This is a genomic window from Nocardia sp. NPDC004860 (assembly GCF_040609015.1).
In the GTDB taxonomy this organism is placed as follows: Bacteria; Actinomycetota; Actinomycetes; order Mycobacteriales; family Mycobacteriaceae; genus Nocardia.
The window spans coordinates 387,653-412,559 of the sequence record NZ_JBEXJI010000002.1 but is presented as its reverse complement, the minus strand read 5'-3'; the positions used below and the strand labels follow the sequence as shown (position 1 = coordinate 412,559).

The following is a 24,907-nucleotide window of genomic DNA, read 5'->3' as shown; positions in this document are numbered from 1 at the left end:
GGTGCACGCAACCGATCCTCCCGGGTGAGGTCGAACCATTCCGACCCCATTCGAGTGGGGACCGTGCCCGCAAGCCAGTTGCGGCCGCGGGGAAGCATAGTACGACTTTCGTCAAGACGTCGGCGTGTCTGTGATACATCAGCGACGTGTCGCCTTCGCGCAGCCGTCACGGCGCTGATCGGCGCGGTGGAGTTGCTGCGTCAGCATCAGGGCCTCGACCATCGCCGACGGGCGTACTTTCGACCATTTCGTCGATGCTCGCCTCGGAAGGCATGCCGTCGGGAACGCTCTCCACGGGATGCGCACCGGCATCACGACGGATCAGCGTCGCCATCGCCGCGGTCGCCCACACGAAGTCCGCGGTCTCGGCCGGCCGGGCGTTCTTGACGAGCCTGCTGGTCAACGCAGAGGAGAAGGCCGAGGCCGCGCCGGCGACGTTCGATACCGCGGTGCCGAAGCGATCGACCTCGATGGCACCGAGACCACGCCGATGAACCGTGCATTGGGACCGATCGATCTCACACACCGTGCCGACCCCGTCGTTCAGCAGGGCTTCGGCGACGGCCCCGTCCGGGAGATCGGGGCGCAGTCGAGCGAGATCATCGGAGGAACCGACCAGGTAATCGATGACCGCGAGATGGTCGCGCATGTACTGCGTCGGAGGACGTGGCGGGCTCACATTCACGACCACCCATGGAGATTCGGATCCCGCGGACGAATCATTCACCGCACCAACGATTTCCAGCACCTTCTCGATCACGCTGTCCGACTGCTCGAAGGTGAGCACGACCGCTGCCGCGCAGGTGATCGCATGGCGGATGGGCGCGAGCTCGAGATCCGAGGAGGTCAGCCGCGTTCGGCCCTTCTTGATCGCAATGGACGAATAGTCGCCGTCGGCCGGGGTCACCACCGTCGTCACCGGAGTCCGCTCGAGCGCCTCGACCTTGATCAGACTGGTATCGACGTGTTCGCTGTCGAGGTAGTGCAGGATCTCGAGGCCTTCGTCGTCATCGCCGATCGCCGCGAGAAGTCTCGCATCGAGGTTCAGACGCGCCAACGCCACCGCTCGATTGAGTCCCTTTCCTCCCGGACGACTACCGGAGTCCTTTCCCCACATCGACATTCCCGGCCGGGGGAAGTGGTCGACTTCCAGGATGTGGTCGATGACAGCGTCGCCGATGACGACCACTGCATCGCGCTCCCTACCGCCGGGATCGGACAGCGTGGTCAAGAGTTTCGCGAGGGCTACGAAGGCCGGGACCTCGTATCGGCCCCCGCGCACCGCCCGCGCGGTGGGCGCGGGCGGGATGTCGACCGCCCCGAATGCCTCGTGCAGCGTCCGCCAATGGCGGGCCAGGGAGTTGCGACGCTGAGCGAGTGCCGCGCCGTAGTGTTGATCCAGATCGACACCCGGCGGACCGATCTCACGCAGCAGTCCCAGGCACAGCTCGGCGTCGACGACGACCCGGTCGGTCACCGACAGTTTGTCGGCGATCCGGCGAATCGCTCCCGGGAGCGCATCCTTCGGCTCCACGCGCTCCAGGTGCGCACAGCGGCGTACCGCGGTGAGTTGCAGCAGAATCCTGGTGTCGATCTCACTGCTCTCGATGCGGCCGACGTTCAAACCCTCGTGCTTTCTGACACGCATGAGGGTTCCGCAGACAGCATCCGCGGCGTGGTCGGGCACCGCAATGGTGGACGCGAGTCCTGGATCGTTGTTGTCTCTCACCATTTGCTCCAACGATACCGCCGAAATCGGTTTAGCTACCAGCGAATACGGCAATAATCTGGGTGCGGCGGCAAATGCCGGAGACCAGCGGCAAAAACACCCAACTCCCGGCAAATGCCATACTGATGGTGGCGAAGTACCGTGCCCACCAGGCAGGTTCGGGAGGTCCGGTGTCCGGAGTGCTTCTACTGATTCGACACATCCGCCGGCGCAGACGCGGCGCGACCAGCGAGTGCGATGCGGAGCAGGACATCGATGTCGCCGTGGGCTAGGACGGAATCCGTCCGCGCCGCGACCGACACCATCCATCCCTGTCGCCAATCGCCCTGGCCGACACCATCATTCGCAGGCGACGGCCCACCGGCCGGTCGCCTTTCGAGGGTCGGCCGGTACCGGCATCCAGCGGCCGCGCGAGGGCGACACACGTTCCGCCCCGGGGGGCCACCGTGATCTATCCCAGTGTCAACTCGATCACCAGCAGCATCGCAGTCGTCGAATGGGCGCAGCGGCGCCCGGACTGCCCGGAACCGGCATGGGAGCTCAGCTGGCGGCCTCGGCCGTTGCTGACTCGCGAACAAGCGCTGGCGGCAATGGAACTCACCGAAATCCTGTGCACCCCGCTCGTCGGCTCCGACACGGTGTGGCAGCGCGTGCAGACCATCGCCGCCGAACTCGGCATCGATATCGAAGCAGCCTGCGACATCCTGCGCAGGCGCCGGCAGGAACGGGGGGACTCGTGACCATCTACGCTACCGACGACTGGACGATGACCAGCGACGTCACCGGAGAGAGCGCCGTGCGGGTCGCCGACCGGTGGACCTTGGCGTGGCGGTGCAGTTGGCTGCCGGATCGGCTGCTGACCCGCGCCCAGGCGCCGGCGGCCATGGTGCTGGCCGAAATCGTCACCGTCGATCCGTATCCGCGGGACGAAATCGTCCAGGGCCGCCTGATCGCCGGCGCGGGCGAACTGGGGATTCCGGTGGAGCAGGCGATGTTTCTGCTGCGCCGGCGGTCGGCATGAGCACAGGCGACGCCGGAAACGGGTCGTGACGATCGTCGACCGCGGTATCGCCCGTGGGCGACAACCGGGAAAGGAGTTGGCACAGCCGACATTCGGGCGGGAGCAGGAGACGCGATGACAGTGCGACCGACCAGCATTCGATGAGGGAGCAAACAGCCCGGCGTGGGACATCGACCGCGACCGAGCGCACCACAGCGCGAACGGGCAGCGATCCTGCCGCTCGCGTGCACGGCCGAGGGAGGGCCCCATGATCGACATCACCACCACCGCCATGACCAGCACCATCAGCCCCGAATATGCGATCCGCGAGCACCGGGGCAGCGAAGCGGTCTGGCGCCTGAGCTGGCTTCCGACCCACCGGCTCACCCACGAACAGGCCCGCGCCGGAATGGAATTGGACGAAATCCTGTCCGATCCGGCCGTCGTCTACGACGAAGCCGCCCACCTGTGGGCCGCCGACCTGGCCACCCGAGTCGGCATCGGCGTCGAAAGCGCGGTACTGCTGCTCTCGCAACGCCTGGCCGAACGGATGTACCGCCAGGACACTCCCCGAGAGACCGACGAGGAGGACGAACGACCCGAATCGATCCTCGCAGGATGGGCAGCCACCACCCATCGTCCCTCGATGACAGGCGCCCGCTCCCGCCACCTGTGGGCCTGACCGACCCGACCCGCACGGCGATTCGCCGCACCCGATCGGCCCCTAGGACGCGTCGGGCCGCCGCCGGTGCGAGGTCAGTGGCCGGGATCGGTTGTCAGGCGCGGGTTTTGTGTTCGGCGCCGACCGCGTCGGCCAGCGTGGTGTAGCCGTGGGCGCGGAGTTTGGCGGCCAGGCCCCGGTGGATGTGCTTGGCCCACAACGGGCCGCCGTAGATGAAGCCGGTGTAGCCCTGGAGGAGGGAGGCGCCGGCGAGGATGCGTTCCCAGGCCTGGTCGGCGGTTTCGATGCCGCCGACGGAGATCAGGGTGAGTTGGTCGCCCACTCGGGCGTAGAGGCGGCGCAGCACTTCGAGGGAGCGGTCGGCGACGGGGGCGCCGGAGAGGCCGCCCGCGCCGATCGGTTCCACGTCGGCGGCGGGGGTGCGCAGCCCGTCGCGGCGGATGGTGGTGTTGGTGGCGACGATGCCGGCCAGGCCGAGTTCGACGGCGAGGTCGGCGACGGCGTCGATGTCCTCGTCGGAGAGGTCGGGGGCGATCTTGACCAGGACGGGGACCGAGACGGTGTCGAGGACCGCCTGCAGGATCGGGCGCAGCGAGGTCACCGCCTGCAGGTCACGCAGGCCGGGGGTGTTGGGGGAGCTGACGTTGACGACCATGAAGTCGGCCAGCGGGCCCAGCAGTCCGGCGGAGATGGCGTAATCGCCTGCGGCGTCCTCGGGCTCGACGATCTTGGTCTTGCCGATGTTGGCGCCGATGGGGACGCCGCCGGGCAGGCGGTGGGCCAGGTGTCCGGCGGCGGCGGCCGCGCCGAAGTTGTTGAAGCCCATGCGGTTGATGAGCGCCCGGTCCGCACGCAGGCGGAACAGCCGGGGGGCCGGGTTGCCGGGTTGTGCCTGGGCGGTGACGGTGCCGATCTCGGCGTAGCCGAAACCGAGCGGGCCCCACGCGTCGACGCCGTCGGCGTTCTTGTCGAAGCCGGCGGCCAGACCCAGGGGCGCGGGGAAGTCCACGCCGAACACGCGGGTGCGCAGGATCGGATCGTCGGCCACCAGCAGCCTGCCGGTCAGCGCGCGGCCCGGGGCGAAGCGGGTCGCGAGCCGCATGGCGGCGAAGGCCAGGTGGTGGATGCGTTCCGGCGGCAGCAGGAACATCACCTTCAGCAACAGGCTGTACAGGCGCTCGTACATGGGGGGTTACATCACCGCCTCGGGTGTCGGGGATAGCAGGGGGGTCGTCTTGCGGCGGCGCAGTAACACCCGACGGCTGCCGTCGGTGTAGGCGCGTACCCGCGACAACTCCCAGCCACCGTATTCGGCGTGGATGGACAGCCGCATGGAGGCGGTGACCCTGCTGATGCCGGGCGGCAGCCGCAGGGGCACGTATTCCCATTCGTCGCTGGATTCCTCCCAGCCCTCCGGCAATGTGCGCGATTGGTGCGCCGATCGTGAGGCCCGAGCCATCACTGCCCTCTCTTCCGCTGGTCCGCGCCGATCCGTTGCAGACCGTCACCGGTCGCGGATCCCACGAACATGTCACCGGTGCGGCCGTCGATGGTCACCGCGTTGGGCTGGCGCACCGTCGGGTAGCGCCCCACCTCTACCGGTATACCCGTCGACAGGTCGTAGCCGACGACTTCGTTGCTGCCTGTCAGCGTCACCCACACGGTCTCGGACCGCTGATCGTAGGCGAGTGCGTAGGGCGACGAGCCTACCGGGAAACGCTGGTGCAGGACCAAGGGATCGGCGGTGTAGACCAGCAGTTCCTGCCCGGCGGTGTCGGTGACGATGCGGCGGCCGAAGTGGTCGCCGATCATGTTCGACGCCCCGTCGCCCGCGCGCAGCGACAGCCCGAGCTTGCTGGTGCCGTCGAGCTGGACGATGGCGGTCTGGCGGCGATCGAGCACGACCACCGCGCCGTCGCCGGCCTCGACCGCGTCGGCGGAGGACAGACCCGAAATGGTGTGGCGCACAGTGCCGTCCGCGTCCAGCAGCAGCACCTTGCCGTTGGCCAGGCCCGCCACCAGCGAGCCGTCGGGGCGCAGCGCCACCGCGTGCACGTCGCCGTCGATCGTGATCTCGGTGACCTTGGCCGAGGCGGCGTCGACGCGGAGGATCCTGCCGGGCACCGCGACGAGGATCTCGCCGGGCTTGCCGAGGGCGAGCGAGGCGGCCTTGCCGGGCAGCGGGACATCGGTGGTCCGGTGGTTGCCGGGCGTGGCGGTGTCGGTGAGCCGCAGCACGGGTGTGTCGCCGGCGGTGGTCGCGGCGGCCAGGATTCCGGTGGCCGGTTCGGAGACCAGCAGCGAGATCGGGGTGCTGCGGGTCACCTCCCCGGCGGGGGCCGCGGTGGCCGCGGGCGCGGCGGCGGGGGTGGCCGGGTCACGAGTGGCGTTGTCGGCGTTGTTCTCCTGGGAGGAACAGCCCGCCAGCAGGGTCACCACGGTCACACCCGCGAGGGCTGAACCGATCCAGCCGCGACGGCGCATGCAGCGAACTCCTTACTGACCGAACTGACCGACGAAATCATGCGTGCTCTCTTATCTGACCATGATCCGTCACCACACCCCACAAGCGGGGGTCTTCGCGGCGGCGTGCCGCCCGCCTCCCGGGCCGATTTGCATGATGTGACATGGGCTTTCGGTGGCGCTGTCGGCCGGTGCGGTTACCGTGGAAGGCAAAAGCGTGCTGTATCAGGGAGATCTGTTGGTAGCCGACCGCACTCCGGGCTTCATCGTCGAAGACGTGACGGTGGGTCGTTACGCGCACGGGTTCGGGGTCACCGCGGACGGGCGGTCCTTCGCCTTCCGCACCCACCGCGCGACCCTCACCCTCGAGATCTACCGGCTCGGACTGGCCACCGCCGTGCCCGGCCCCGAGGACGTCGAAGCGGTGGCGATGGCACCGGTGACCGATATCGATCTCGACGACGAGCGCAGCGTCGTGGCGCTGGTGCGCGATCTGATTCCGCAGGCCACGCCGGTGCCGGCCGCGCAGCTGCGGGAGGCCGTCACGGTGCGGGCGCTGCTGGGGCGGCTCAGCGCGGTCATCGACGGCATGTGAGCCGCTCGCTCGGAACCGGGTGTCTGTGACACAGGAATCACCCTCGGGCGCGGCGCGTGACAAACTAACGGCACACAACCGCAGTTCGAGCTGACGAGGATGTTGATGCGACTTCGACGACCGGCCGCCGCCGCGCTCCTGTTGACCGTGCTCGGCGCGTCGATCGCCGCGTGCGGCGGGGGCGACGACGAGTCCAAGGTGGCCCAGGCACGGTCCTCGGCGTACGCGGCACTGAGTTCGTCCTCGGCGGCCGCGGCCGCGCAGAGCAGCGCCAACAAGCCGACCATCCCGACCGCGCAGGAGCTGGACGCGCAGATCAAGAGCGCACTGGATCCGAATCTGCCCGACAGTGACCGGACCGCGCTGATCGAGGACGGGCAGGCGTTCAAGGACGCGATTCCGGACATGTACAAGGCGCTGGCCGATCATCCGCGCGCGGTGTACGGGGTCAAGGATCCGGTGTTCGACAATCACGACGGCACCCTGACCGCGACGCTGAGCCTGGACAAGGACGGCACCGGCACCGATGTGCGCACCACGGTGGTGCATTTCGTGTACAAGGACGGGCGCTGGAAGATCTCGCGCACCGACCTGTGCGGCATTCTGCGTTCGGCCGACTACAAGACCGCGGCCTGCGGCTGATGCTCGAGGCCGGATCCCTGCGATGGGGGCGGCTGATCCACCGTTTCCGGTTTGCGGTGTTCGCCGTGTTCGGGCTGGTGGTGCTGGCGTCGGGGTTCTACGGGCGGGACCTGGGTGATCACCTCACCCAGGAGGGCTGGTTCGACGAATCCAGTCAGTCGGTGGCGGCGTCGAAGCTGGCCGATGCCACCTTCGGGCGCGACACCGACGCGGATCTGATCGCGATCTACACCGCCCCGCCCGGGCTGACCGTCGACGACGAGCCGGTGCGTTCGGCGGTGGCGGCGGAGTTGACCCGGCTGCGCACCGAGCATCCCGATCGGATCCTGAAGATCGACTCGTATTGGGACGGCGCGCTGATGGGGCAGTTCGCCGACGCCTCGCGCACGCACGCCTTCGCCAGCATCGGGCTGCGCGGGGCCGGCGGCACCGACACGGTCAACAACTACCTGGCCATCAAGAGCGAATTCCACGCGGGCGCAACCGGTTCCGGGCCGGGCGGGACGACGGTGCAGCTGGCCGGATTGCAGCCGGTGGTGGAGGGCATCAACACCGGTATGCAGGACGACATCCGCCGGGCGGAGCTGATCGCGCTGCCGCTGGTGGCGATCCTGCTGTATTTCGTGTTCGGCGGGGTGGTGGGGGCGCTGCTGCCGGTGCTGATCGGCGGCATGACGATCCTGGGCAGCCAGGGCATCATGCGGCTGCTGACGAATCATCTGCAGGTCAACGTGTTCGCCTCGGCGGTGGTCACGCTCGTGAGCCTGGGGCTGGCGATCGACTACGGGCTGTTCGCGGTGACCCGGTTCCGGGAGGAGCTGGCGGCGGGCCGCAGTGTCGAGGAGGCGACCGCGCGGACGGTGGCGACGGCCGGGCGGACGGTGTTGTTCTCGGCGGCGATCATCGCGGTGAGCCTGGGAGCGTTGTTCATCTACCCCAACGGGGTGCTGCGGTCGGTGCCGCTGGGCGGTATCTCCTCGGTGCTGCTGGCGGCGGTGCTGTCGGTGACGGCGTTGCCGGCGGTGTTGTCGATCGTGGGGCGGCGCATCGATCTGTGGGGTTGGCACGGGCTGGCCAGTGTGCGCACCGCCGAGCAGATCGATGCCGGATTCTTCTCGCGGCTGGCGCTTTTCGCGATGCGCAAGCCGTGGCTGGTGATCGTGCCGGTGGTGCTGATGCTGCTGGTGCTGATCCTGCCGTTCCGCAGTATCGAGTTCGGGGGGCTGAGCGAGCGATATCTGGCCTCGGACAATGCGGCGCGGGTGGCGCAGCAGGACTTCGACCGCATGTTCCCGCAGTTCCGGACCGAGCCGTTGAAGCTGGTGGTGGTGGGCGCGAATCCGCAGCAGCTCTCCGATATCCGCTACGCCGCCAATCAGATGGTGGGCCCGGAGATGACGGGGCCGTTCGATCCGGCCGCGCCGACCAAGGATCAGGTGACGGTGCTGGCCAGCGGGCTGCGCGACAAACGCGACGCCGACAGCGTGATCGCGGCGCTGCGCTCGATCCCGCAACCGGACGCGGTGCAGGTGATGGTCGCGGGGGTGCCCGCGCTGGAGCGGGATTCGATCCAGGGTCTGATCAAGGGGCTGCCGCTGCTGGCGGCGATCCTGGTCGTGGCGGCGATCGCGTTGATGTACGCGGCGTTCCGGTCGCTGGTGCTGGCGATCAAGGCGGTGGTGATGAGCGCGCTCAGCCTCGGCGCCACCCTGGGCGTGCTGACCTGGATCTTCGTGCAGGGTCACGGCGCGGGCCTGTTCGATTTCACGCCGGGTCCGCTCATGTTCGCGGTGCTGGTGCTGATCGTGACGGTGCTGTTCGGCCTGTCGACCGACTACGAGGTGTTCCTGCAGTCGCGGATGGCCGAGGCGCGCGCGGCGGGAGCCGAGGCGCCCGAGGCGATCCGCTGCGGCATCGCCCACACCGGCGGTGTGATCACCTCGGCCGCGGCGATTCTGATCGTGGTGACCGGGGCGTTCGGGTTCTCGGATCTGGTGCTGATGAAATACATTGCCTACGGCATGATCGCGGCACTGGTGTTGGACGCCACCGTGATCCGCATGCTGTTGACTCCCGCGGTATTGAAGTTGGTCTGGCGATGAGCGTGCTCAAAGGCGCGAACTTGTTGGTGATGTTCCTGCTGGAACTGTTGGTGCTGGGTGCGGCCGCGTGGTGGGGGTTCACGGTGTCGGCGCCGCTCGCGGCGCGGATCGTGCTGGGGCTGGCGGCCCCGGCGGTGTTCGTCGTGGTGTGGGCGCTGTTCGGCGCGGCCAAGGATCCCCGGTTCCCGCAAACCGGTTGGCGGCGTGTCGTTTTGGAGGTCGTGTGGTTCGGCGCGGCGTCGGTGCTGCTGGGCCTGGCCTGGACTCCGGTCGCGGGTGCGGTGATGTTCGCGGTGTGGCTGGGCAACGGCGCGCTGCGGCTGCTGTGGGGTCAGCAGCAGCTCTGATCCGCGCTGCCGCCGTGCGGGCCGGGGCGAATGTGCCTGGCCCGCACGGCTTTCGGCGAATCAGCCGCGGACGGGCAGCACCAGTTGCGCGCCGGTCACCGGGTGGTCGAAGACGTCGACCGGGTGCTGGTAGACGCGGGAGAGCAGTTCCGGGGTGAGGATCTGGCGGGGCGGGCCGTCGGCGGCGATGCGCCCGGCTTCCAGGACGGCGACCCGGTCGGCGTAGGCGGCGGCGACACCGAGGTCGTGCAGCACGACCACGACGGCCACGCCCGCGGTGGCACGCTCGCGCGCCAGGCGCAGTACCTGCTCCTGGTGGCCGAGATCGAGTGCGGCGGTGGGCTCGTCGAGCAGCAGGGTCGCGGTGTCCTGGGCCAGCACCCGGGCCAGGGCGACGCGGGCGCGTTCACCGCCGGACAGGGCCGGGAAGGGCCGCTCGGCGAAGCGTTCGACGTCGGTGGCGGCCATGGCGGCGGCGATCGCCTCGTCGTCGTGGTCCTGGCGGTCGGTGCGTGCCCACGGGGAGCGTCCCATGGCCACGACTTCGCGTGCGCGGAACGGGAATCCGACGGTGTGCGATTGCGGCAGCACCGCGCGCCGGCGCGCCATGTCCAGGTGGGACCAGTGGGTCAGGGCGTGCCCGTCGAGTTCGACACTGCCGCCGGAGAGTTCGAGTTCCCCGGCGAGGGCGGCCAGCAGTGTGGACTTCCCGGCGCCGTTGGGTCCGACCAGCGCCACGATCTGCCCAGCGATCACCGGGAAGTCGATGCCCTCGAGGACCGTGCGGTCGCCGCGCTTGGCGCTGACGTTGCGGGCGCGCAAGGTGACCGCGCCCGGTTCCGGTGTCTCCGGCAGTGCGGGGGTACGCCCGAAAATCGTTGCCAGCTCGCGCAGGCCGCTCATGCCCAGCCTCCCGATCGTGCCCGGGTGCGGCGCAGCAGCCAGAAGAAGAACGGCCCGCCGACCAGCGAGGTGATCATGCCCAGCGGCAGGTCCGCGTTGTGGACCAGGGCACGGGCGCCGATGTCGGCGGCGACGAGCACCGCCGCGCCGAGGATCGCCGACAGCGGAATCAGCACCCGGTGTCCGGGCCCGACGAGCATGCGCACCAGGTGCGGCACGATCAATCCGACGAACAGGATGATGCCGGTGAACGCGACGCCGGCGGTGGCGAGCACCGCGACGACGACGATGATGTTGCGCCGCAACCGTTCCACGTCGACCCCGAGGTGGCGGGCCGCGGATTCACCGAGGGCGAGCAGGTCCAGGCGCGGGGCCATCCAGATCGCGGCCGCGATGCCCAGCAGGGTCAGCGGCCACACCACGTTGACCGCCTGCCAGCTCGCCCCGTTGAGACTGCCCATCTGCCAGAACACCAGCTGATCGCGGGCCGCCGGGGACGCCTTGAACAGCAGGAACGAGATGACGCCGCCGGCGAAGGCGTTGATGGCGACGCCGGTGAGGATCAAGGTCACCACTTCGGTGCGCCCGCCCGAGCGCGAGAGCAGATACACCAGCAGGGTGGTGCCCAGCCCGGCGACGAACGCGCCCGCCGCCACCGACCAGGCCGCGGTGAACGCGCCGCCGACCACGATGACCGCACCCGCCCCGACCGCCGCGCCCGCGGACACGCCGATGACGCCGGGTTCGGCGAGCGGGTTGGCGAACACGCCCTGCAGCAGCGCGCCCGCGGTGGCCAGGGCCGCGCCCACGAGCACCGCGAGCACGACGCGCGGGAACCGCACTTCCCACAACGTCACGTTGCCGGCGGGATGGTGGGGCAGCGGCCCCCAGTCGAGCCCGATGCGGTGGAACACGCTGCCCGCGACCTCGGCGGGGCTGGTCGGCACCTGGCCGATGGCCGCGGAGATCAGGGCCAGCACCACCAGCCCGGCCAGGGCCGCGGCGAAGATCAGCGTGGCGCGCGGGCGGCTGCGCCGACCGGCCGGAGCCGGGTCCACACTCGCCGGCAAACGATGTGCGGCAACCGATTCCGTCTCCGAATCGGCGACCTCGACTGCCCCGCGACCGGTGGCCGCGCGACCGGACTCCACGGCGGCAGCCGGGTTCGCCCGATCGGACATCGCCCGATCGGTCTCGTCGCGCTTACCCGTGGGCGAGGTCGTCTCGTGTGCCCTGGCCCGGTTCGCCGCGCGGTCCACGGCCGGATCGGTCACGTCGCCGTCCGGTGTGGCGGCAGCGCCGGGCGGGCGGGCGGGATCGGGTTGCGGGGCTTGCGGGTCGGTCATGTGTTGCTCGTGCCGTAGACGGCCTTGACGAGGGCGGCCAGGACGCGGCCGGTGTCGGGGCCGAAGGACAGCAGGACGGCGTCGGACATGTCGACGACGCGGCGGTCACGTCCGGCGGGGGTCTGGGCGACGCCGGGGATCTTCTCGAGGCCGTCGATGCCGCCGACGGAGGCCAGGCCGTCGCTCATGAGCAGGAAGACGTCCGGGGCGGCGGCGATCATGGCTTCACTGGTGATGGGCAGGAAGTCCTGGGTGATGCCCGAGGCGGTGCCGGCGTCGATGCCGCCCAGGGCGGTGATGAGCGAGTCGGCGCCCGAGCCGGGTCCGGCGATCATGGTGATGGCGGTGCTGCGCAGGTACAGGAACGCGATCTTGGGCTTCGAATCCTGGTGCGGCACCGAGGCGGTGGCCGCGGAGATCTCGTCGCGGGTGCGCTGGGCCAGGGCCTTGCCGGCGTCGGGGACGCCGAGGGCGGCGGCGACGGCCTGGATCTGGGGGACGACGCCGTCCATGGTGCGTTGCGGGTCGAAGTAGACCACGGTGATGCCCAGTGCCTTGAGCTGCTCGCGCAGGGCGGCGGTGACGGCGGTGGTGTCGGTGAGGAATACCGTGGGCCGCAGTGCCGCAACCGATTCCACGCTCAGGGTGCCCGCGCCACTGGAGACGGTGGGCAGGTCCTCGACGGCGGGGAACGCCGCAGAGTTGGAGCGGCCGACCAGTTTTGACCGGAGGCCGAGCGCGACGACGGTCTGGGCCAGGGTGCCGTAGCGATCGGCGGCGATGATCCGGCTGGTGTCGGTGACGGTGACGTCGCTGCCGTCGAAGGACTTCACGGTCGCGGGCAGCACCGGGGTGGGTTCGGGTCCGATCGCCACCGGGTTCAGGTCGCCGACGCTGGCGGTCACCGGGCCGTGGGCGCCGCCGGTGCCGGAGGTGCCGCTGCTGCAGGCGGTGACGCCCGCGACCAGGCCGATGCCGAGCAGCATGATCAGCAGCGTACGGGCCGCCGAGCGGGCATTCACGAGACACCTCATGCAGGTAAGGTTAGCCTTGCTCATTCTGTGCGTGCGCTCACGTCTCCCAGTGCGGCGGTGATGGCACGCGGCAGCTCGAGGGTTTCGGCGGCCAGAATCCCGGTGAGCTGCCCGATATCCCGCGCCCCGACCAGCATCGTCGCCACCGCGGGCTGATCGCGGATCCAGGCCAGCGCCACCGCCAGCGGTGAGGTGCCCAGCCCGTCGGCGGCGGTGACCACCGCGTCCACCACCCGCACCGCGCGATCGTCGAGGTGGGCGGTGATCTCGGCGGCGGTGGCCTCGTCGGCGCCGCGCGAGTCGGCGGGCACGCCGTCGCGGTATTTGCCGGTGAGGATGCCCCCGGCCAGGGGCGCGGTGGCGATCAGGCCGATGCCGTGATGCTGTGCGGCGGGCACGAATTCGTGCTCGACCCCGCGGGCGAGCAGCGAGTACTGGGTGGTCGCGGCGGTGATGGGCGCCGCGGCCGCCAGGGTGGCCAGCTGCCAGCCGTCGTAGCCGCGCGCGCCCGCGTAGCGCACCCGCCCCGAGCGCACCGCCCACGACAGGGTGTCGGCGATCTCCTCGAGAGGGGTGTGCGGGTCCCAGGCGGCGACGGTCCACAGGTCGAGGTGGTCGGTGCCGAGCTGGCGCAGGGTGTGGTCGAGCTGGCGCCGCATGGTGCGCCGGGAGGCGTCGACGGTCCAGCGCACGGCGGCGGGCGCTTCCGCGGCGGCATCGCTGAGTATCGGTGTGTATCCGGCACTTCCGGACAGCACGAGGTCCTCGCGCCCGATCTCGGAGAGCAGTTCGCCGAGAATGTGTTGCGCGGCGCCGTCCCCGTAGGCGGGGGAGGTGTCGACCAGGGTGCCGCCCGCTTCGACGAACGCCATCAGCTGGGCGGCCGCGTCCTCGGCGTCGGTTTCCCTGCCCCAGGTGTGGGTGGCCAGCCCGAGCCTCGAGACCCGCAGTCCGCTGCGGCCGACCGTCCGTTGTTCCATCACCGCGCTTGCACCTTCGTCACACGCGTCAGCCTAGGCCCACCTGTCGCATCCGCCGGGCTACGGCCCGCGGCGAGCGCGGCGGGTCGACGTCCGCACCGGGCAACTCCGCCCATTTCGCGCATGCATGTCCGAATTCGGACACCCGCCCGGTAGGGTCGCTGCGGTGTTGCGGCGCGGATGCGCCGGGGCGGTGGCGGTTCGGGCGCGATGTGGCGCCGAAATCCGCACCGGGAGCCGACGATTCGGGACTGGAGGGTGTGTGGGCGAGTCGATGACGTGGGTGCAGGCGCTGGTGCTGGGCCTGGTGCAGGGGCTGACGGAGTTTCTGCCGATCTCCTCCTCGGCGCATCTGCGGATCACCTCGGCGGTGTTCTTCGGTGACGATGCGGGCGCCTCGTTCACCGCGGTCACCCAGCTGGGCACCGAGGCGGCGGTGCTGGTGTACTTCGCCAAGGACATCTGGCGCATCCTGGTTGCCTGGTGCACCACGATGTGGTCGAAGGTGGCCGCGCCGCAACGGGTTTCGGTGCCGGTGTCCGAGCGCGCGACCACCCGGCTGCCGGTGCTGACCGAGGACGGGCGCTTCTCCTTCGGCCCCGATCCCGACGTGCAGCGCGAGCTGGACTATCGGATCGGCTGGTATGTGATCATCGCCACCGTCCCGATCGGGATTCTGGGTCTGCTGCTCAAGGACCAGATCCGCACCGGCGCACGGAATCTGTGGCTGGTGTCGATCATGCTGATCGTGTTCGCCCTGGTGATCGCGGCCGCGGAGTACTACTCGGGCAAGGCCTACGGTCGCCGGCGCCGCCCGATCGAGCTGCTGACCACCCGCGACGGCCTGATCATGGGGCTGGCGCAGTGCCTGGCCCTCATCCCGGGCGTGTCGCGTTCGGGCGCGACCTCGTCGGCGGGCCTGTTCTGCGGGCTGACCCGGGAGGCGTCGGTGCGGTTCTCGTTCCTGCTGGCGATCCCGGCGGTGCTGGCCTCGGGCCTGTTCAGTCTTCCCGACGCGTTCGAACCCGCTGGTGAGGGCCTCAACGCGTCGGGTCCGCAGCTGCTGGTGGCGACCATCGTGTCCTTCGCGGTGGGGTATGCGTCGGTGGCGTGGCTGCTGAAGTTCGTGGCACGGCACTCGCTGGACTGGTTCGTCGGTTACCGCATCCTGCTGGGGTTGACCGTGATGGTGCTGCTGACGACCGGCGTCGTGTCGGCGACGTAGCCAGTAGGCTGTCCCGGTGACGGTGATCCTGTTGCGGCACGGCGTGTCCACGTCGAATACCGCTCGCACCCTGGCCGGCCGCAGCGCGGGCGTCGATCTGACCGACCGCGGACGCGAACAGGCGCAGAGCCTGATGGAGCGGCTGGGATCACTGCCCATCGAACACATCGTGTGCTCGCCGCTGCTGCGCTGCCAGCGCACCGTCGCCCCCCTGGCCGACAAGCTCGGACTCGAACCCGAACCCGACGAACGCCTGCTCGAGGTCGACTACGGCGACTGGACCGGCAAGGCACTGGCGGACCTGATGAGCGAGCCGTTGTGGAAGGTGGTGCAGCGCCACGCCTCGGCAGCGACCTTCCCCTCCGGAGAGTCCTTGGCACAGGTGCAGTTTCGGGCCGTGTCCGCTGTCCGCGAACGGGATCGGCAGTTCGCGGCCCGGCATGGTAGCGATGTGTTGTGGATTGCGTGCACGCACGGCGACGTCATCAAATCGGTGCTGGCCGACGCCTTCGGCATTCACCTCGACGGGTTCCAGCGCATCGTGGTGGAGCCGGCGTCGATCAGCGTCATCCGCTACACCCCGACCGCCCCGTACGTGTGGCGGGTCAACGACACCGGGACGGACCTGTCCGCGTTGGCGGCGATTTCACCGCGAACCGGCGGCGAATCGCGCTCGGGGCCGGTTCCCGGCGGAGAAACGGGTACCACCATCAGTACGGATAATGGGGTAGCGGAACGCCCCGATTCATAAGTGTGAGTGAACCGAATGGAGGTGCAATGGGCCGAGCAATCCATATCTTCCGCACCCCCGATCGTTTCGTCGCCGGCACCGTCGGCGAGCCGGGCGACCGCGCGTTCTACCTGCAGGCCGTGCAGGACCCGCGGGTGATCAGCGTGCTGCTGGAGAAGCAGCAGGTGAAGGTGCTGGCCGATCGGATGGGTCTGCTGCTGGACGAGGTCCAACGACGCTTCGGCACCACCGTGCCGCCGCAGGCCGCCGACGTGGCCGACACCGCGCCGTTGATCACCCCGATCGATGCCGAATTCCGGGTCGGCACCATGGGTTTGGGCTGGGACGCCGACGCGGGCGCGGTGGTGGTGGAGCTGCTGGCGATCACCGAGACCGAGGTGGACGAATCGGTGGTGCTCGACGACACCGAGGAGGGTCCCGACGCGGTACGGGTGTTCCTGACCCCGGTACAGGCACGCGAGTTCGCGCTGCGCTCGGCGCGCGTGATCGCCGCCGGGCGCCCGCCGTGCCCGCTGTGCGGGGAACCGCTGTCGTCCAAGGGGCACATGTGCGTGCGCACCAACGGCTACAAGCGCGGCGACATCTTCGGCGGCAATGAACTCGAGGAATGACGGCGTGAGCGAGGACGGGCTGCGCACCGCCGAGCTGACGGTGATCGGGCAGGTCACCACCGCCAGCAATGTGACGCTCGTCTGCGAGACCGACGGCGCGGGGCTGCGGGTGGTGTACAAGCCGGTGCGCGGGGAGCGGCCGCTGTGGGATTTCCCCGACGGCACGCTGGCCGGGCGGGAGGTGGCCTCGTATCTGGTGTCGGAGGCGATCGGCTGGGGCGTGATCCCGGAAACCGTGTTGCGGGAGGGGCCTTTCGGGCCGGGCATGGTGCAACGCTGGATCGAGACCGCCGAGGATGCCACGGGCCCGGATCTGGTGGATCTGTGCCCGGTGGATGCGGTGCCCGAGGGGTATCGGGAGGTGTTGCGGGCGCTGGATCCGGGTGGGCATCCGGTGTCGCTGGTGCACGCCGATGATCCGCGGCTGCATCGGATGGCGGTGCTGGATGTGCTGCTCAACAATGCCGACCGCAAGGGCGGGCACGCTCTCGTCGGGCTCGATGGGCGGGTCTACGGTGTCGATCACGGCATCTGCCTGCATCGCGACCCGAAGTTGCGCACGGTGTTGTGGGGCTGGGCCGGTGAGCCGATCGGTGACGAATTGCTCACCGACATCACGGTTTTCGTCAAGGCGCTGCCCGGTGAGCTGGGTGAGCGGCTGGCGGAGTTCCTCACCGACGCCGAGATCGAGGCGCTCGAGGCGCGCGGGCGGGCCCTGCTGGAGGAGCCGGTGATGCCGATGCCGGTGAGTCAGCGCCCGATTCCCTGGCCCGCGTTCTGACCCGGCCGGCGGCGACGTTCGCCTCGTCGTGATTGCAACTCTTGACACCCTCGCGCCCGCGACTAGGGTGCTGGTCGGCCAGGGCGGGCAGGTGTCGCACGGCACACCGGTGCGGGGGCGGCGGGGGTGGGGCGCGATCACAGCGTTAACCTCGATTCATGCAGTCCTGGTCCGATATCGCTGTCCCGACCGTTCCCGGATCCGGACCGGCGTTGCGGTTGTTCGACACCGCCGACAAGCAGGTGCGCCCGGTGACCCCCGGCGCCACCGCGACGATGTACGTGTGCGGCATCACCCCCTATGACGCGACCCATCTCGGGCACGCGGCCACCTATCTGACCTTCGACCTGGTCAACCGGTTGTGGCGCGACGGCGGGCACGAGGTGCACTACGTGCAGAACACCACCGATGTCGACGATCCGCTGTTCGAGCGCGCCCAGCGCGACGGCATCGACTGGCGTGAGCTCGGCACCCGGGAGATCAATCTGTTCCGTGAGGACATGGACGCGTTGCGGGTGATCCCGCCGCGCGACTACATCGGCGCGATCGAGTCGGTGCAGGAGGTCGTGGAGCTGGTCGACAAGCTGCTCGCCTCGGGTGCGGCGTATGTGGTCGACGATCCGGAGTACGCCGACATCTACTTCCGTCACGACGCGACCGAGCAGTTCGGGTACGAGTCCGGCTACGACCGGGCGACGATGGAGCGACTGTTCGCCGAGCGCGGCGGGGATCCGCAGCGGCCGGGCAAACGGGATCCGATCGACGCGCTGCTGTGGCGCGCGGAGCGGCCGGGTGAGCCGTCGTGGCCGGCGCCGTTCGGGGCGGGCCGTCCCGGCTGGCACATCGAGTGCGCGGCGATCGCGCTCAACCGCATCGGCACCGAGTTCGACGTGCAGGGCGGCGGCAGCGATCTGATCTACCCGCACCACGAGTATTCGGCCGCGCACGCCGAGGCGCTGGTGAAGGGACGCCGTTTCGCCCGTCACTACGTGCACGCGGGCCTGATCGGGCTCGACGGCGAGAAGATGTCGAAGTCGCGCGGCAATCTGGTGTTCGTGTCGAAGCTGCGCCGCGCGGGCACCGACCCGGCCGCGATCCGGCTGGGGTTGTTCGCGGGCCACTATCGCGCCGACCGGGAGTGGTCGGATGCGGTACTGGCCGAGGCGCTTTCGCGGCTGCAGCGGTGGCGGGCGGCGGTGGCGCTGGAGTCGGGTCCCGAGGCCGGTGACACGGTGGCGCGGGTGCGGCGGCATCTGGCCGACGATCTGGACACGCCGAAGGCGATCGCGGCGATCGACGCGTGGGCACAGCAGGCGCTGGCCTACGGCGGACCCGACACCGCGGCGCCGGGTCTGATCAAGGACACCGTCGACGCCCTGCTGGGTGTCGCGCTCTGAGCCGCACGAGGGCGTGAGTCGGACGCGCGAGCCCGGATCCGGGCTCGCGCGTTCGTGTTTCGTGTTTCGGCCGGTCGGCATTCGGCAAGGTGTGCGTTGTCGCGGGGCCGGGCGGGCGGTTGGAGAGCACTGGGTTGACTGCTCGGTGCCGGGCCGAGCGGCCCGGCGTGCGGGTGTCGTTGTCTGTGAGGAGGATGTGCCTGTGGTTGCCTCGGAGTCCGGTCGCGGCGAGTGGTCGCTGGCGGCGGCGCGTTTCGCGCGGGAGACCGATCGGGTGGTGGAGTGTGCGGCGTTCTACCGGGAGATCGTCGGACTGACCGAACTTTTCGTGTTCGAGGATCATGCCGGCTACAGCGGGTTCGTGTTCGGTCTGCCGGACGCGTCGGCGCAGCTGGAGCTGGTGCGCCGCGAGGGCGCGCCGCCACCGCCACCGCCGGGCCCCGAGCATGCGGTGGTGCTGTATCTGCGGTCGGGGTTCGCGCGGTTGCGGGCGCGGCTGGCCGATCATGGTGTGGCCGAGGTGGTTCCGGACAATCCGTATTGGGTGGCGGCGGGGGCGTTCGCGGTGCTGGATCCGGAGGGGTGGATGCTGATCGTGGTGCCGGAGGCGGCGCGCGAGGCGCGGATCGAGGAGTTCCTCGGTGATCGCGCCGAGATCGCGTGGTCGTTCCGGATGGCCGAGGATTCCGAGCAGGCGCTGGCCGGGTATATCGGCCGGGGACGGGTGTGGGTGGCGCGCAACGACTCCGGGGCGGTGGTCGGCCATATCCAGGCTGCGCCGGGGGCCGGGGAATCGACCTGGGAGATCGTCAATACCGCTGTGGCGGAACCGGTGCGGGGCACCGGGGTGGGCAGGCGGCTGATCGATCGGGTGGTGGCGGTGGCCACCGACGCCGGGGTGTGCCGGCTGGAGGTGGCCACCGCCACCGCCGATGTGGGCAATCTGCGGTTCTATCAGCGGTGCGGGTTCCGGATGACGCGGGTGGTGCCCGATGTGTTCACCGCCGCGGCTGGGTATGCGGAGGAGATCGTGGTGGACGGGATCCGGTTGCGGGATCAGGTGTGGTTCACCCGCCTGCTGTGAGGGTGCCCGCTCAGGCGGCGACGACCTTGGCGTAGTTGTCGCGCAGTGCGGGCCAGCCGCCCGGGGAGCCGACGGCGTCGCGCATGGATTCCCAGCCGGGGCCGTGGTTTTCGAAGCCGGAGTGCACCAGGGTGACGGCGGTGCGGCCGGGGTCGAGGGCGGTGAAGGTGACATCGACGCGGCTGGTGCGGGCCGGGTCGGATTCGGGTTTCCAGCTCAGGTCGATGTCCCAGGAGAAGGCGAAGTGGGTGTCGGGTGACCACTCCAGCACCCGGCCCCACGGGCATTCGGTGCCGTCGGCTTCGCGGCCGTAGAGGCGGCCGCCGACGTGGGGTTCGACGACGACTTCGGCCAGCGGGCCGGAGCCGATGTGGTGCTCGCGCGGCCACCAGGTGTCCATGCCGGTGGTGAAGACGCGGTAGGCCTTGTCGATGGGTGCGTCGACGGTGACGTCGACGGTGACGGTGTCGGTGTGCTGGGTCATGACTGCTCCTGGGTGTGGTCCTGCTGGGCGTGGCGGTTCACTTCGTCGCGAAAGGCCGACAGCGCGGTCGACCAGAAGTGGGTGAAGTACGCGCGCAGCGCGTCGATGCCGCTGGGGTCGAGCCGGTAGACGCGCCGGGTGCCGACGGCTTCGTCGCGGACCAGGCCGGCCTGTTTGAGCACCTTGAGGTGCTGGGAGACGGCGGGCCGGGACACGGGAAGCTCCTGGGCGAGTTCGCCGACCGCGCACGGGCCTCGGCCGAGGCGTTCGAAGATGGCTCGCCGGGTCGGGTCACCGAGGGCGTCGAGGGCGTCGAGAGCGGCGCTTTGGTAAGTACCCACGAACCGTAAGTCTACACTTACACACAGTCGGGTGAAAGGGGTGGTGGCGAATCCGGTTGGCGGGGGTGTGAAGTCGCCGTCTCCCTTCCCGCGGCCGGTCGGCGGCCGATACCGTGAGGGCCGGATGGTGTGGACCCTCAGCGAGGAGGTGGGCCGTGAGTGCGGTGCCGGGTTTCGAACGTTTGCGTGCGGTGGTCGGGCAGGGGCTCGATCGGAGTGCGTCGGTGCGTAAACAGTTGCGTGCGGGCGGGCAGCTGGTCGACAGTGTGCGCCGCGATCCGCGCATCGTGCGGGAGCTGATCGCCGGGTTGACCGGTCACGGCGGTACCGGCGAGGCGGCGGTCCCGGTCGAGCACGCGGTGCCGGCGGGGCTGGCGGACTACCCGCGCACCGCGCACGCCCATCACGATCTCGAGACCGGGCCGGCCGCGACGCTGGCGTATCTGGCGCAGCTGCAACGACTTCCGGAGTGGGTGGTGTTCCATGCGGGCTGGCGCGGGGAGGCGCCGGGGGCGGCGGCGGTGGGCGTGGAGTACACGCAGGTGGCCAAGTTCATGGGGATCCCGGCGGATGTGGCGTGGACGGTGACCGAGGTCGGCGACGCCGGGCTGGCGATGCGCGGGCGCGGGCCGCAGGGGCTGGGCCTGGGGTGGTGGATCACGGTGGCGCCCAACGGGTCCGGGTCGAGTGTGTACCTCGATGCGGGCCTGTCGGGGCAGCCGGTCGACGGGCCGCTGGGCGCGACGGTGGCCCGGGCGCTCGGTGACGCGCTGCGCGATTCCCTGGCGGCGCTGCCCGCGGCGGTGACGGCGGCCAAGTCGAGCTCGACGGAGCGGACGGCGCACAAGGCGGTGCGGCACCGGGCATCCGGGACGCTGCTGGCGCCGGGCACGCCGGTGCTGGTGGGCGTCGGGCAGGTGGTGCAGCGCACCCCCGACCCGTCCTACGGCGATCCCGCGCAGCTGGCGGTGCGGGCGTTGCGCGCCGCGGCCGCTGATGCCGGGGCGGGGGAAGCGCTGCTGGCGCAGGCGAATGCGGTGTTCGCGGTGGCGCCGACGTCGTGGCAGTACCGGGATCTGGGTGCGCTGGTGGCGCGCGCGGTGGGCGCGCGCGGGGCGGAGACGGTGCAGTCGAGCCCCTTCGGCGGTGACGGCGGGCAGCTGGTGCTCAACGAGGCGGCCGCGGCGATCGCGGCCGGCGACTACGACCTGGTGCTGGTGACCGGCGCCGAGGCCGGGGCCACGCAGGCGGCGGCGCAGCGCGCCGGGATCGAATTGGATTGGCCGGTACAGGATCCGGCGGTGGCGCCGACGCGCACGGTGGGGATCGACAAGGCGGCCAACAATGCGGCCGAGTCGGCGGCGGGGCTGCAGGCGCCGATCAATATGTACGCGCTGCTGGAGTCGGCCAATCGGGGGCGGCTGGGCCGTACTCCGGCCGAGCACGCGGCGGCGGTGGCCGAGATGTGGTCGCGGTTCTCGGCGGTGGCGGCGGCCAATCCGAATGCCTGGCAGCCGCAGGAGTTCCCGGCCCCCGAGATCGCGACGGTGACCGAGGCCAATCGCATGATCTCCGCGCCCTACACCAAACTCGAGTGCGCGAACCTGATGGTGGACATGGCTTCGGGCATCATCGTGGCCAGCGCGGCGGCCGCCGAGGCGGCGGGTATTCCGCAGGACAAGTGGGTGTTCCTGCACGCGGGCGCCTCGGGCACCGACGAGTGGTTCGTCAGTGAGCGCAGCGATTTGGCGGCGTCGCCCGCGATCCGCACACTGGGTGCGGCGGTGCTCGACCATGCGGGCATCACCGCCGACGCGCTGGCCCATGTCGATCTGTATGCGTGTTTCCCGGTGGCGGTGCAGATCGCGGCCCGTGAGCTGGGGCTGCCGGTGGAGGATCCCAAGCGGCCGCTGTCGGTGACCGGGGGCCTGACCTTCGGTGGCGGGCCGGGCAACAATTACGGCGGTCACGCGGTGGCGACGCTGGTGCAGCGGTTGCGCGCCGAGCCGGAATCCTTCGGTCTGGCAACGTCTCTGGGCTGGTATCTGACCAAGCACGCCCTCGGCGTGTACTCGGCGACCCCGCCCCGGCAGAGCTACCGGCATCTGACCCCGGTCATCGAGCATCCCCCGGCCCGCCCGGCCCGCACCGGCTTCAGCGGCGAGGCCGTGGTGGAGGCCTACACGCTGCCCTACGGCCGCGACGGCCGTCCCGAGGCCGCGATCGTGAGCGTGCTGACCCCGCAGGGTGAGCGAGTCCTGGTGCGCTCCACCGATTCCGCCCTGCTCACCGCTCTCACCGACGACGACTGGCTGGGCCTGCCGGTGACCGTGGACGGCGACGCGATCGTCCCGAGGCCCGCGCAGGTCAGCGAAGCCGAGTACAGCACAGGGGAATCCGATGCCGGCCCGGTGACCTCCGAGTCCGGCGCGGTGGAATCCGATGCCGTCGCCACCGATACCGGTGTATCCACTGACACTGCTCCGGATACGACGGTGGCGGAGACGCCTGGTCGCGGGTTGAGCACCGCGGGTCTGCCCCGGGTCGCGTTGCCGCCTCCGCCGCCCGCGCCGGTGCTCATCGAGCGCCGCGGCCACGTCATGATCATCACCATCAACCGGCCCCGGGCGCGCAACGCGATCAACCTGGCCACCGCGCTGGGCCTGGAACGCGCGATCGACGCCTACGAGGGCGACTCGAATGCGCGCATCGCGATTCTCACCGGTGCGGGCGGATATTTCAGTGCCGGTATGGATCTCAAGGCGGCCGCTCGTGGCGAGGTGCCGGTCACCGAGAAGCGCGGCATCCTCGGCATCGTCTCCCAGCCGCCGCGCAAGCCGCTCATCGCGGCGGTGGAGGGGCCCGCGCTGGCGGGCGGCTGCGAATTGGCGCTGGCCGCCGATCTCATTGTCGCGGCGAGTGATTCGACGTTCGGCATCCCGGAGGTCAAACGCGGCCTGGTCGCCGTCGGCGGTGGCGTGCTGCGCCTGTCGCAGCGCCTACCCCGGGCGATCGCCATGGAACTGGCTTTGACCGGTGACCCGATCACCGCGGCCCGGGCCGCCGAGATCGGTTTGATCAACGAGGTCGCCGCACCGGGCAAGGCGCTCGAGGCGGCGCTGGCGCTGGCGCAGCGGATCGCGGTGAACGCTCCGCTGAGTATCGATGCGAGCAAGCAGATCATCGAACAGGCCCCGGACTGGTCGGTGGCCGAGGCGTTCGGCAAGCAGGGTCGGGTCGCCGCGGCCGCCCTGTCGTCGCAGGACGCCGGGGAGGGTATGCGCGCGTTCGTGGAGAAACGTCCCCCGGTCTGGCAGGGCCGCTGACCGCGGCGGCGGGTTCGGCTGGTAGCCGCCGGCGAACCCGCCGCCGGGTCGCGGCTTCGTGCCGTGGGGCCGAATGTGTTCAGGTGTCGAGGAATTCGACAGTCGACTCCAGTGAGAGGGTGTGTGCATGCCGTTCGATCATCCTGTTGCGCGCACGCTGACGTTGCGCCGTGACGGCCTGGAACTGTCCGCTCGTCACTTCGGTCCGGACGACGCGCCGCTGCTGATCCTGCTGCACGGGTTTCCGGATACGCCGCACACGTGGGACGGGTTGATCCCGCTGCTGGTCGAGGCCGGGTATCAGGTGCTGGCGCCGTGGTTGCGCGGCTATACGCCGGGGTCGGCGTCGCGGGCGGCGCGCTATGACCTGATGGCGGTGAGTGCGGATGTGGCGGCCTGGCATACGGAGCTGGGTGGGCCGCGCGCGCATCTGGTGGGACACGACTGGGGCGCGTTCGTGGCGATGATCCTGGCCAAACAGGATCCGCGGCGGTGGGAGTCGTTGACACTGCTGGCGATTCCGCCGTTCGGGGGCGGGGTGGCGCCGGGTATGTGGCGGTATCTGCCGCGGCAGCTGGTGTTGTCGTCCTACATTCCGGTCATGCAGTCGGGGCTGTCGCCGCGGTTGCTGACCCGCCGGGACGCAGGGTTCGTACGGGCGCTGTGGCGGCGGTGGTCGCCGGGGTGGGCGTTCACCGACGACGAGTTCGCGCCGGTGGCAGCCGTTTTCACCGATCCGGTGATGGCGTGGGCGGCCACGCGGTATTACCGGTCGCTGTTCACGGTGCAGCGCAGGGCGACTCGCGAGTTCAGCGACATCCTGATGGCCGAGGCCGCCCCGCTGCCCACGCTCGCGCTGGCCGGGCTGCGCGATGGCTGCCTGTCGCCGGATCTGCAGCGGGTACTGGCAGAGCATGCACAGGTCCAGCACGCGCAATTGCCCGGCTGTGGGCATTTCCTGCAGGCCGAACGCCCGGATGCGGTCGCGGAGTTGCTGTTGCCGCATCTCCGGGCAGCCGGCGCGCACACCGGATAAGTCGGTGGCCGCCGTGGGGCCGGAATCCTGTGTCCCCGTGAGCCCGTC

The 24,907-nt window shown here is 70.2% G+C and carries 25 protein-coding genes; 15 read left to right on the top strand and 10 right to left on the bottom strand.

What is annotated here, in order from left to right; translation table 11 throughout:
• Window positions 1-166: 166 nt before the first annotated feature.
• Window positions 167-1,732 carry a carbohydrate kinase family protein gene (locus ABZV44_RS05850; protein WP_354832472.1) on the bottom strand — a complete coding sequence of 522 codons (1,566 nt, stop codon included), beginning with the start codon at window positions 1,730-1,732 and terminating at the stop codon, window positions 167-169.
• A gap of 443 nt (window positions 1,733-2,175) precedes the next feature.
• Between ABZV44_RS05850 and ABZV44_RS05845 the strand changes: the two genes are divergently transcribed.
• The 3 genes from ABZV44_RS05845 to ABZV44_RS05835 all read left to right on the top strand — a co-directional run bounded on the left by ABZV44_RS05845 (window position 2,176) and on the right by ABZV44_RS05835 (window position 3,411).
• The gene (locus ABZV44_RS05845) at window positions 2,176-2,469 is read left to right on the top strand and encodes a hypothetical protein (protein ID WP_354832470.1); all 294 of its coding nucleotides are present in this window, start codon (window positions 2,176-2,178) and stop codon (window positions 2,467-2,469) included.
• Window positions 2,466-2,750 carry a hypothetical protein gene (locus ABZV44_RS05840; protein WP_354832468.1) on the top strand — a complete coding sequence of 95 codons (285 nt, stop codon included), beginning with the start codon at window positions 2,466-2,468 and terminating at the stop codon, window positions 2,748-2,750. The genes ABZV44_RS05845 and ABZV44_RS05840 overlap by 4 nt, the downstream gene beginning before the upstream one ends.
• A 247-nt stretch (window positions 2,751-2,997) precedes the next feature.
• Entirely contained in the window at window positions 2,998-3,411 is a 414-nt protein-coding gene (locus ABZV44_RS05835; protein WP_354832466.1) for a hypothetical protein, read from the top strand.
• Window positions 3,412-3,505: 94 nt separating this feature from the next.
• On the opposite strand, the gene ABZV44_RS05830 is transcribed toward ABZV44_RS05835, so the two are convergent.
• From ABZV44_RS05830 to ABZV44_RS05820, 3 genes are read right to left on the bottom strand one after another with little or no spacing between them, the layout of a single operon-like run.
• Window positions 3,506-4,585, bottom strand: a complete 1,080-nt coding sequence (locus ABZV44_RS05830) for a quinone-dependent dihydroorotate dehydrogenase (RefSeq protein WP_354833122.1) — start codon at window positions 4,583-4,585, stop codon at window positions 3,506-3,508.
• A gap of 18 nt (window positions 4,586-4,603) precedes the next feature.
• A complete protein-coding gene (locus ABZV44_RS05825) occupies window positions 4,604-4,870 on the bottom strand; it encodes a DUF5703 family protein (protein WP_040857817.1) in 267 nt (88 codons plus the stop codon).
• Window positions 4,870-5,895 carry a hypothetical protein gene (locus ABZV44_RS05820; protein WP_354832464.1) on the bottom strand — a complete coding sequence of 342 codons (1,026 nt, stop codon included), beginning with the start codon at window positions 5,893-5,895 and terminating at the stop codon, window positions 4,870-4,872. Before ABZV44_RS05820 ends, ABZV44_RS05825 begins: the two co-directional genes overlap by 1 nt.
• A 196-nt stretch (window positions 5,896-6,091) precedes the next feature.
• On the opposite strand from ABZV44_RS05820, the gene ABZV44_RS05815 reads away from it, so the two are divergent.
• From ABZV44_RS05815 to ABZV44_RS05800, 4 genes are all read left to right on the top strand, one after another.
• Window positions 6,092-6,469 carry a hypothetical protein gene (locus ABZV44_RS05815; RefSeq protein ID WP_354832462.1) on the top strand — a complete coding sequence of 126 codons (378 nt, stop codon included), beginning with the start codon at window positions 6,092-6,094 and terminating at the stop codon, window positions 6,467-6,469.
• 105 nt (window positions 6,470-6,574) lie between these two features.
• Window positions 6,575-7,111: a hypothetical protein gene (locus tag ABZV44_RS05810; protein WP_354832460.1), complete on the top strand. Its 537-nt coding sequence runs from the start codon at window positions 6,575-6,577 to the stop codon at window positions 7,109-7,111.
• Window positions 7,111-9,213, top strand: coding sequence for an MMPL family transporter (locus ABZV44_RS05805; RefSeq protein ID WP_354832458.1), 2,103 nt, complete (start codon window positions 7,111-7,113; stop codon window positions 9,211-9,213). Before ABZV44_RS05810 ends, ABZV44_RS05805 begins: the two co-directional genes overlap by 1 nt.
• A complete protein-coding gene (locus tag ABZV44_RS05800; protein WP_354832456.1) occupies window positions 9,210-9,560 on the top strand; it encodes a YrdB family protein in 351 nt (116 codons plus the stop codon). The genes ABZV44_RS05805 and ABZV44_RS05800 overlap by 4 nt, the downstream gene beginning before the upstream one ends.
• Window positions 9,561-9,620: 60 nt before the next feature.
• On the opposite strand, the gene ABZV44_RS05795 is transcribed toward ABZV44_RS05800, so the two are convergent.
• From ABZV44_RS05795 to ABZV44_RS05780, 4 genes are all read right to left on the bottom strand, one after another.
• Entirely contained in the window at window positions 9,621-10,463 is an 843-nt protein-coding gene (locus ABZV44_RS05795) for a heme ABC transporter ATP-binding protein (RefSeq protein ID WP_354832454.1), read from the bottom strand.
• Window positions 10,460-11,476, bottom strand: coding sequence for an iron ABC transporter permease (locus tag ABZV44_RS05790; protein ID WP_354833120.1), 1,017 nt, complete (start codon window positions 11,474-11,476; stop codon window positions 10,460-10,462). Before ABZV44_RS05790 ends, ABZV44_RS05795 begins: the two co-directional genes overlap by 4 nt.
• Window positions 11,477-11,805: 329 nt before the next feature.
• Window positions 11,806-12,843: an ABC transporter substrate-binding protein gene (locus tag ABZV44_RS05785; protein WP_354832452.1), complete on the bottom strand. Its 1,038-nt coding sequence runs from the start codon at window positions 12,841-12,843 to the stop codon at window positions 11,806-11,808.
• Window positions 12,844-12,863: 20 nt separating this feature from the next.
• Window positions 12,864-13,823, bottom strand: a complete 960-nt coding sequence (locus tag ABZV44_RS05780; RefSeq protein WP_354832450.1) for an aldo/keto reductase — start codon at window positions 13,821-13,823, stop codon at window positions 12,864-12,866.
• Between the two features lie 127 nt (window positions 13,824-13,950).
• Between ABZV44_RS05780 and ABZV44_RS05775 the strand changes: the two genes are divergently transcribed.
• The 6 genes from ABZV44_RS05775 (at window position 13,951) to ABZV44_RS05750 (ending at window position 19,672) form a co-directional block, all read left to right on the top strand.
• Complete coding sequence (locus ABZV44_RS05775) at window positions 13,951-15,048, top strand: undecaprenyl-diphosphate phosphatase (RefSeq protein ID WP_354832448.1); 1,098 nt, start codon at window positions 13,951-13,953, stop codon at window positions 15,046-15,048.
• 16 nt (window positions 15,049-15,064) lie between these two features.
• Entirely contained in the window at window positions 15,065-15,799 is a 735-nt protein-coding gene (locus tag ABZV44_RS05770; protein WP_354832446.1) for a histidine phosphatase family protein, read from the top strand.
• Window positions 15,800-15,825: 26 nt separating this feature from the next.
• Window positions 15,826-16,410, top strand: coding sequence for a DUF3090 domain-containing protein (locus ABZV44_RS05765; protein WP_354832444.1), 585 nt, complete (start codon window positions 15,826-15,828; stop codon window positions 16,408-16,410).
• Window positions 16,411-16,414: 4 nt separating this feature from the next.
• Window positions 16,415-17,191, top strand: a complete 777-nt coding sequence (locus tag ABZV44_RS05760; RefSeq protein ID WP_354832442.1) for an SCO1664 family protein — start codon at window positions 16,415-16,417, stop codon at window positions 17,189-17,191.
• Between the two features lie 158 nt (window positions 17,192-17,349).
• Window positions 17,350-18,588, top strand: coding sequence for a cysteine--1-D-myo-inosityl 2-amino-2-deoxy-alpha-D-glucopyranoside ligase (mshC, locus tag ABZV44_RS05755; protein ID WP_354832440.1), 1,239 nt, complete (start codon window positions 17,350-17,352; stop codon window positions 18,586-18,588).
• Between the two features lie 202 nt (window positions 18,589-18,790).
• Window positions 18,791-19,672 (top strand): GNAT family N-acetyltransferase, encoded by an 882-nt coding sequence (locus ABZV44_RS05750; protein WP_354832438.1) that lies wholly within the window; start codon window positions 18,791-18,793, stop codon window positions 19,670-19,672.
• Between the two features lie 10 nt (window positions 19,673-19,682).
• Here ABZV44_RS05750 and ABZV44_RS05745 read toward each other — a convergent pair whose 3' ends face one another.
• Both ABZV44_RS05745 and ABZV44_RS05740 read right to left on the bottom strand, forming a co-directional pair.
• Entirely contained in the window at window positions 19,683-20,156 is a 474-nt protein-coding gene (locus ABZV44_RS05745; protein ID WP_354832436.1) for an SRPBCC family protein, read from the bottom strand.
• Window positions 20,153-20,497, bottom strand: a complete 345-nt coding sequence (locus ABZV44_RS05740) for a metalloregulator ArsR/SmtB family transcription factor (protein WP_354832434.1) — start codon at window positions 20,495-20,497, stop codon at window positions 20,153-20,155. Before ABZV44_RS05740 ends, ABZV44_RS05745 begins: the two co-directional genes overlap by 4 nt.
• 155 nt (window positions 20,498-20,652) lie before the next feature.
• Here ABZV44_RS05740 and ABZV44_RS05735 point away from each other — a divergent pair, with 155 nt between their 5' ends.
• Together ABZV44_RS05735 and ABZV44_RS05730 are read left to right on the top strand one after the other, a co-directional pair.
• The gene (locus tag ABZV44_RS05735; protein WP_354832432.1) at window positions 20,653-23,823 is read left to right on the top strand and encodes a crotonase/enoyl-CoA hydratase family protein; all 3,171 of its coding nucleotides are present in this window, start codon (window positions 20,653-20,655) and stop codon (window positions 23,821-23,823) included.
• A gap of 127 nt (window positions 23,824-23,950) precedes the next feature.
• Window positions 23,951-24,859 carry an alpha/beta hydrolase gene (locus ABZV44_RS05730; protein WP_354832430.1) on the top strand — a complete coding sequence of 303 codons (909 nt, stop codon included), beginning with the start codon at window positions 23,951-23,953 and terminating at the stop codon, window positions 24,857-24,859.
• Window positions 24,860-24,907 lie beyond the last annotated feature (48 nt).

Excerpts from the sequence above, each read along its gene's own strand:
- ABZV44_RS05850 (WP_354832472.1), bottom strand. The coding sequence starts at position 1,732 with ATGGTGAGAGACAACAACGATCCAGGACTCGCGTCCACCATTGCGGTG.
- ABZV44_RS05835 (WP_354832466.1), top strand. The coding sequence starts at position 2,998 with ATGATCGACATCACCACCACCGCCATGACCAGCACCATCAGCCCCGAA.
- ABZV44_RS05825 (WP_040857817.1), bottom strand. The coding sequence starts at position 4,870 with ATGGCTCGGGCCTCACGATCGGCGCACCAATCGCGCACATTGCCGGAG.
- ABZV44_RS05820 (WP_354832464.1), bottom strand. The coding sequence starts at position 5,895 with ATGCGCCGTCGCGGCTGGATCGGTTCAGCCCTCGCGGGTGTGACCGTG.
- ABZV44_RS05810 (WP_354832460.1), top strand. The coding sequence starts at position 6,575 with ATGCGACTTCGACGACCGGCCGCCGCCGCGCTCCTGTTGACCGTGCTC.
- ABZV44_RS05805 (WP_354832458.1), top strand. The coding sequence starts at position 7,111 with ATGCTCGAGGCCGGATCCCTGCGATGGGGGCGGCTGATCCACCGTTTC.
- ABZV44_RS05800 (WP_354832456.1), top strand. The coding sequence starts at position 9,210 with ATGAGCGTGCTCAAAGGCGCGAACTTGTTGGTGATGTTCCTGCTGGAA.
- ABZV44_RS05795 (WP_354832454.1), bottom strand. The coding sequence starts at position 10,463 with ATGAGCGGCCTGCGCGAGCTGGCAACGATTTTCGGGCGTACCCCCGCA.
- ABZV44_RS05785 (WP_354832452.1), bottom strand. The coding sequence starts at position 12,843 with ATGAGGTGTCTCGTGAATGCCCGCTCGGCGGCCCGTACGCTGCTGATC.
- ABZV44_RS05780 (WP_354832450.1), bottom strand. The coding sequence starts at position 13,823 with ATGGAACAACGGACGGTCGGCCGCAGCGGACTGCGGGTCTCGAGGCTC.
- ABZV44_RS05775 (WP_354832448.1), top strand. The coding sequence starts at position 13,951 with ATGTCCGAATTCGGACACCCGCCCGGTAGGGTCGCTGCGGTGTTGCGG.
- ABZV44_RS05765 (WP_354832444.1), top strand. The coding sequence starts at position 15,826 with ATGGGCCGAGCAATCCATATCTTCCGCACCCCCGATCGTTTCGTCGCC.
- mshC (WP_354832440.1), top strand. The coding sequence starts at position 17,350 with ATGCAGTCCTGGTCCGATATCGCTGTCCCGACCGTTCCCGGATCCGGA.
- ABZV44_RS05745 (WP_354832436.1), bottom strand. The coding sequence starts at position 20,156 with ATGACCCAGCACACCGACACCGTCACCGTCGACGTCACCGTCGACGCA.
- ABZV44_RS05730 (WP_354832430.1), top strand. The coding sequence starts at position 23,951 with ATGCCGTTCGATCATCCTGTTGCGCGCACGCTGACGTTGCGCCGTGAC.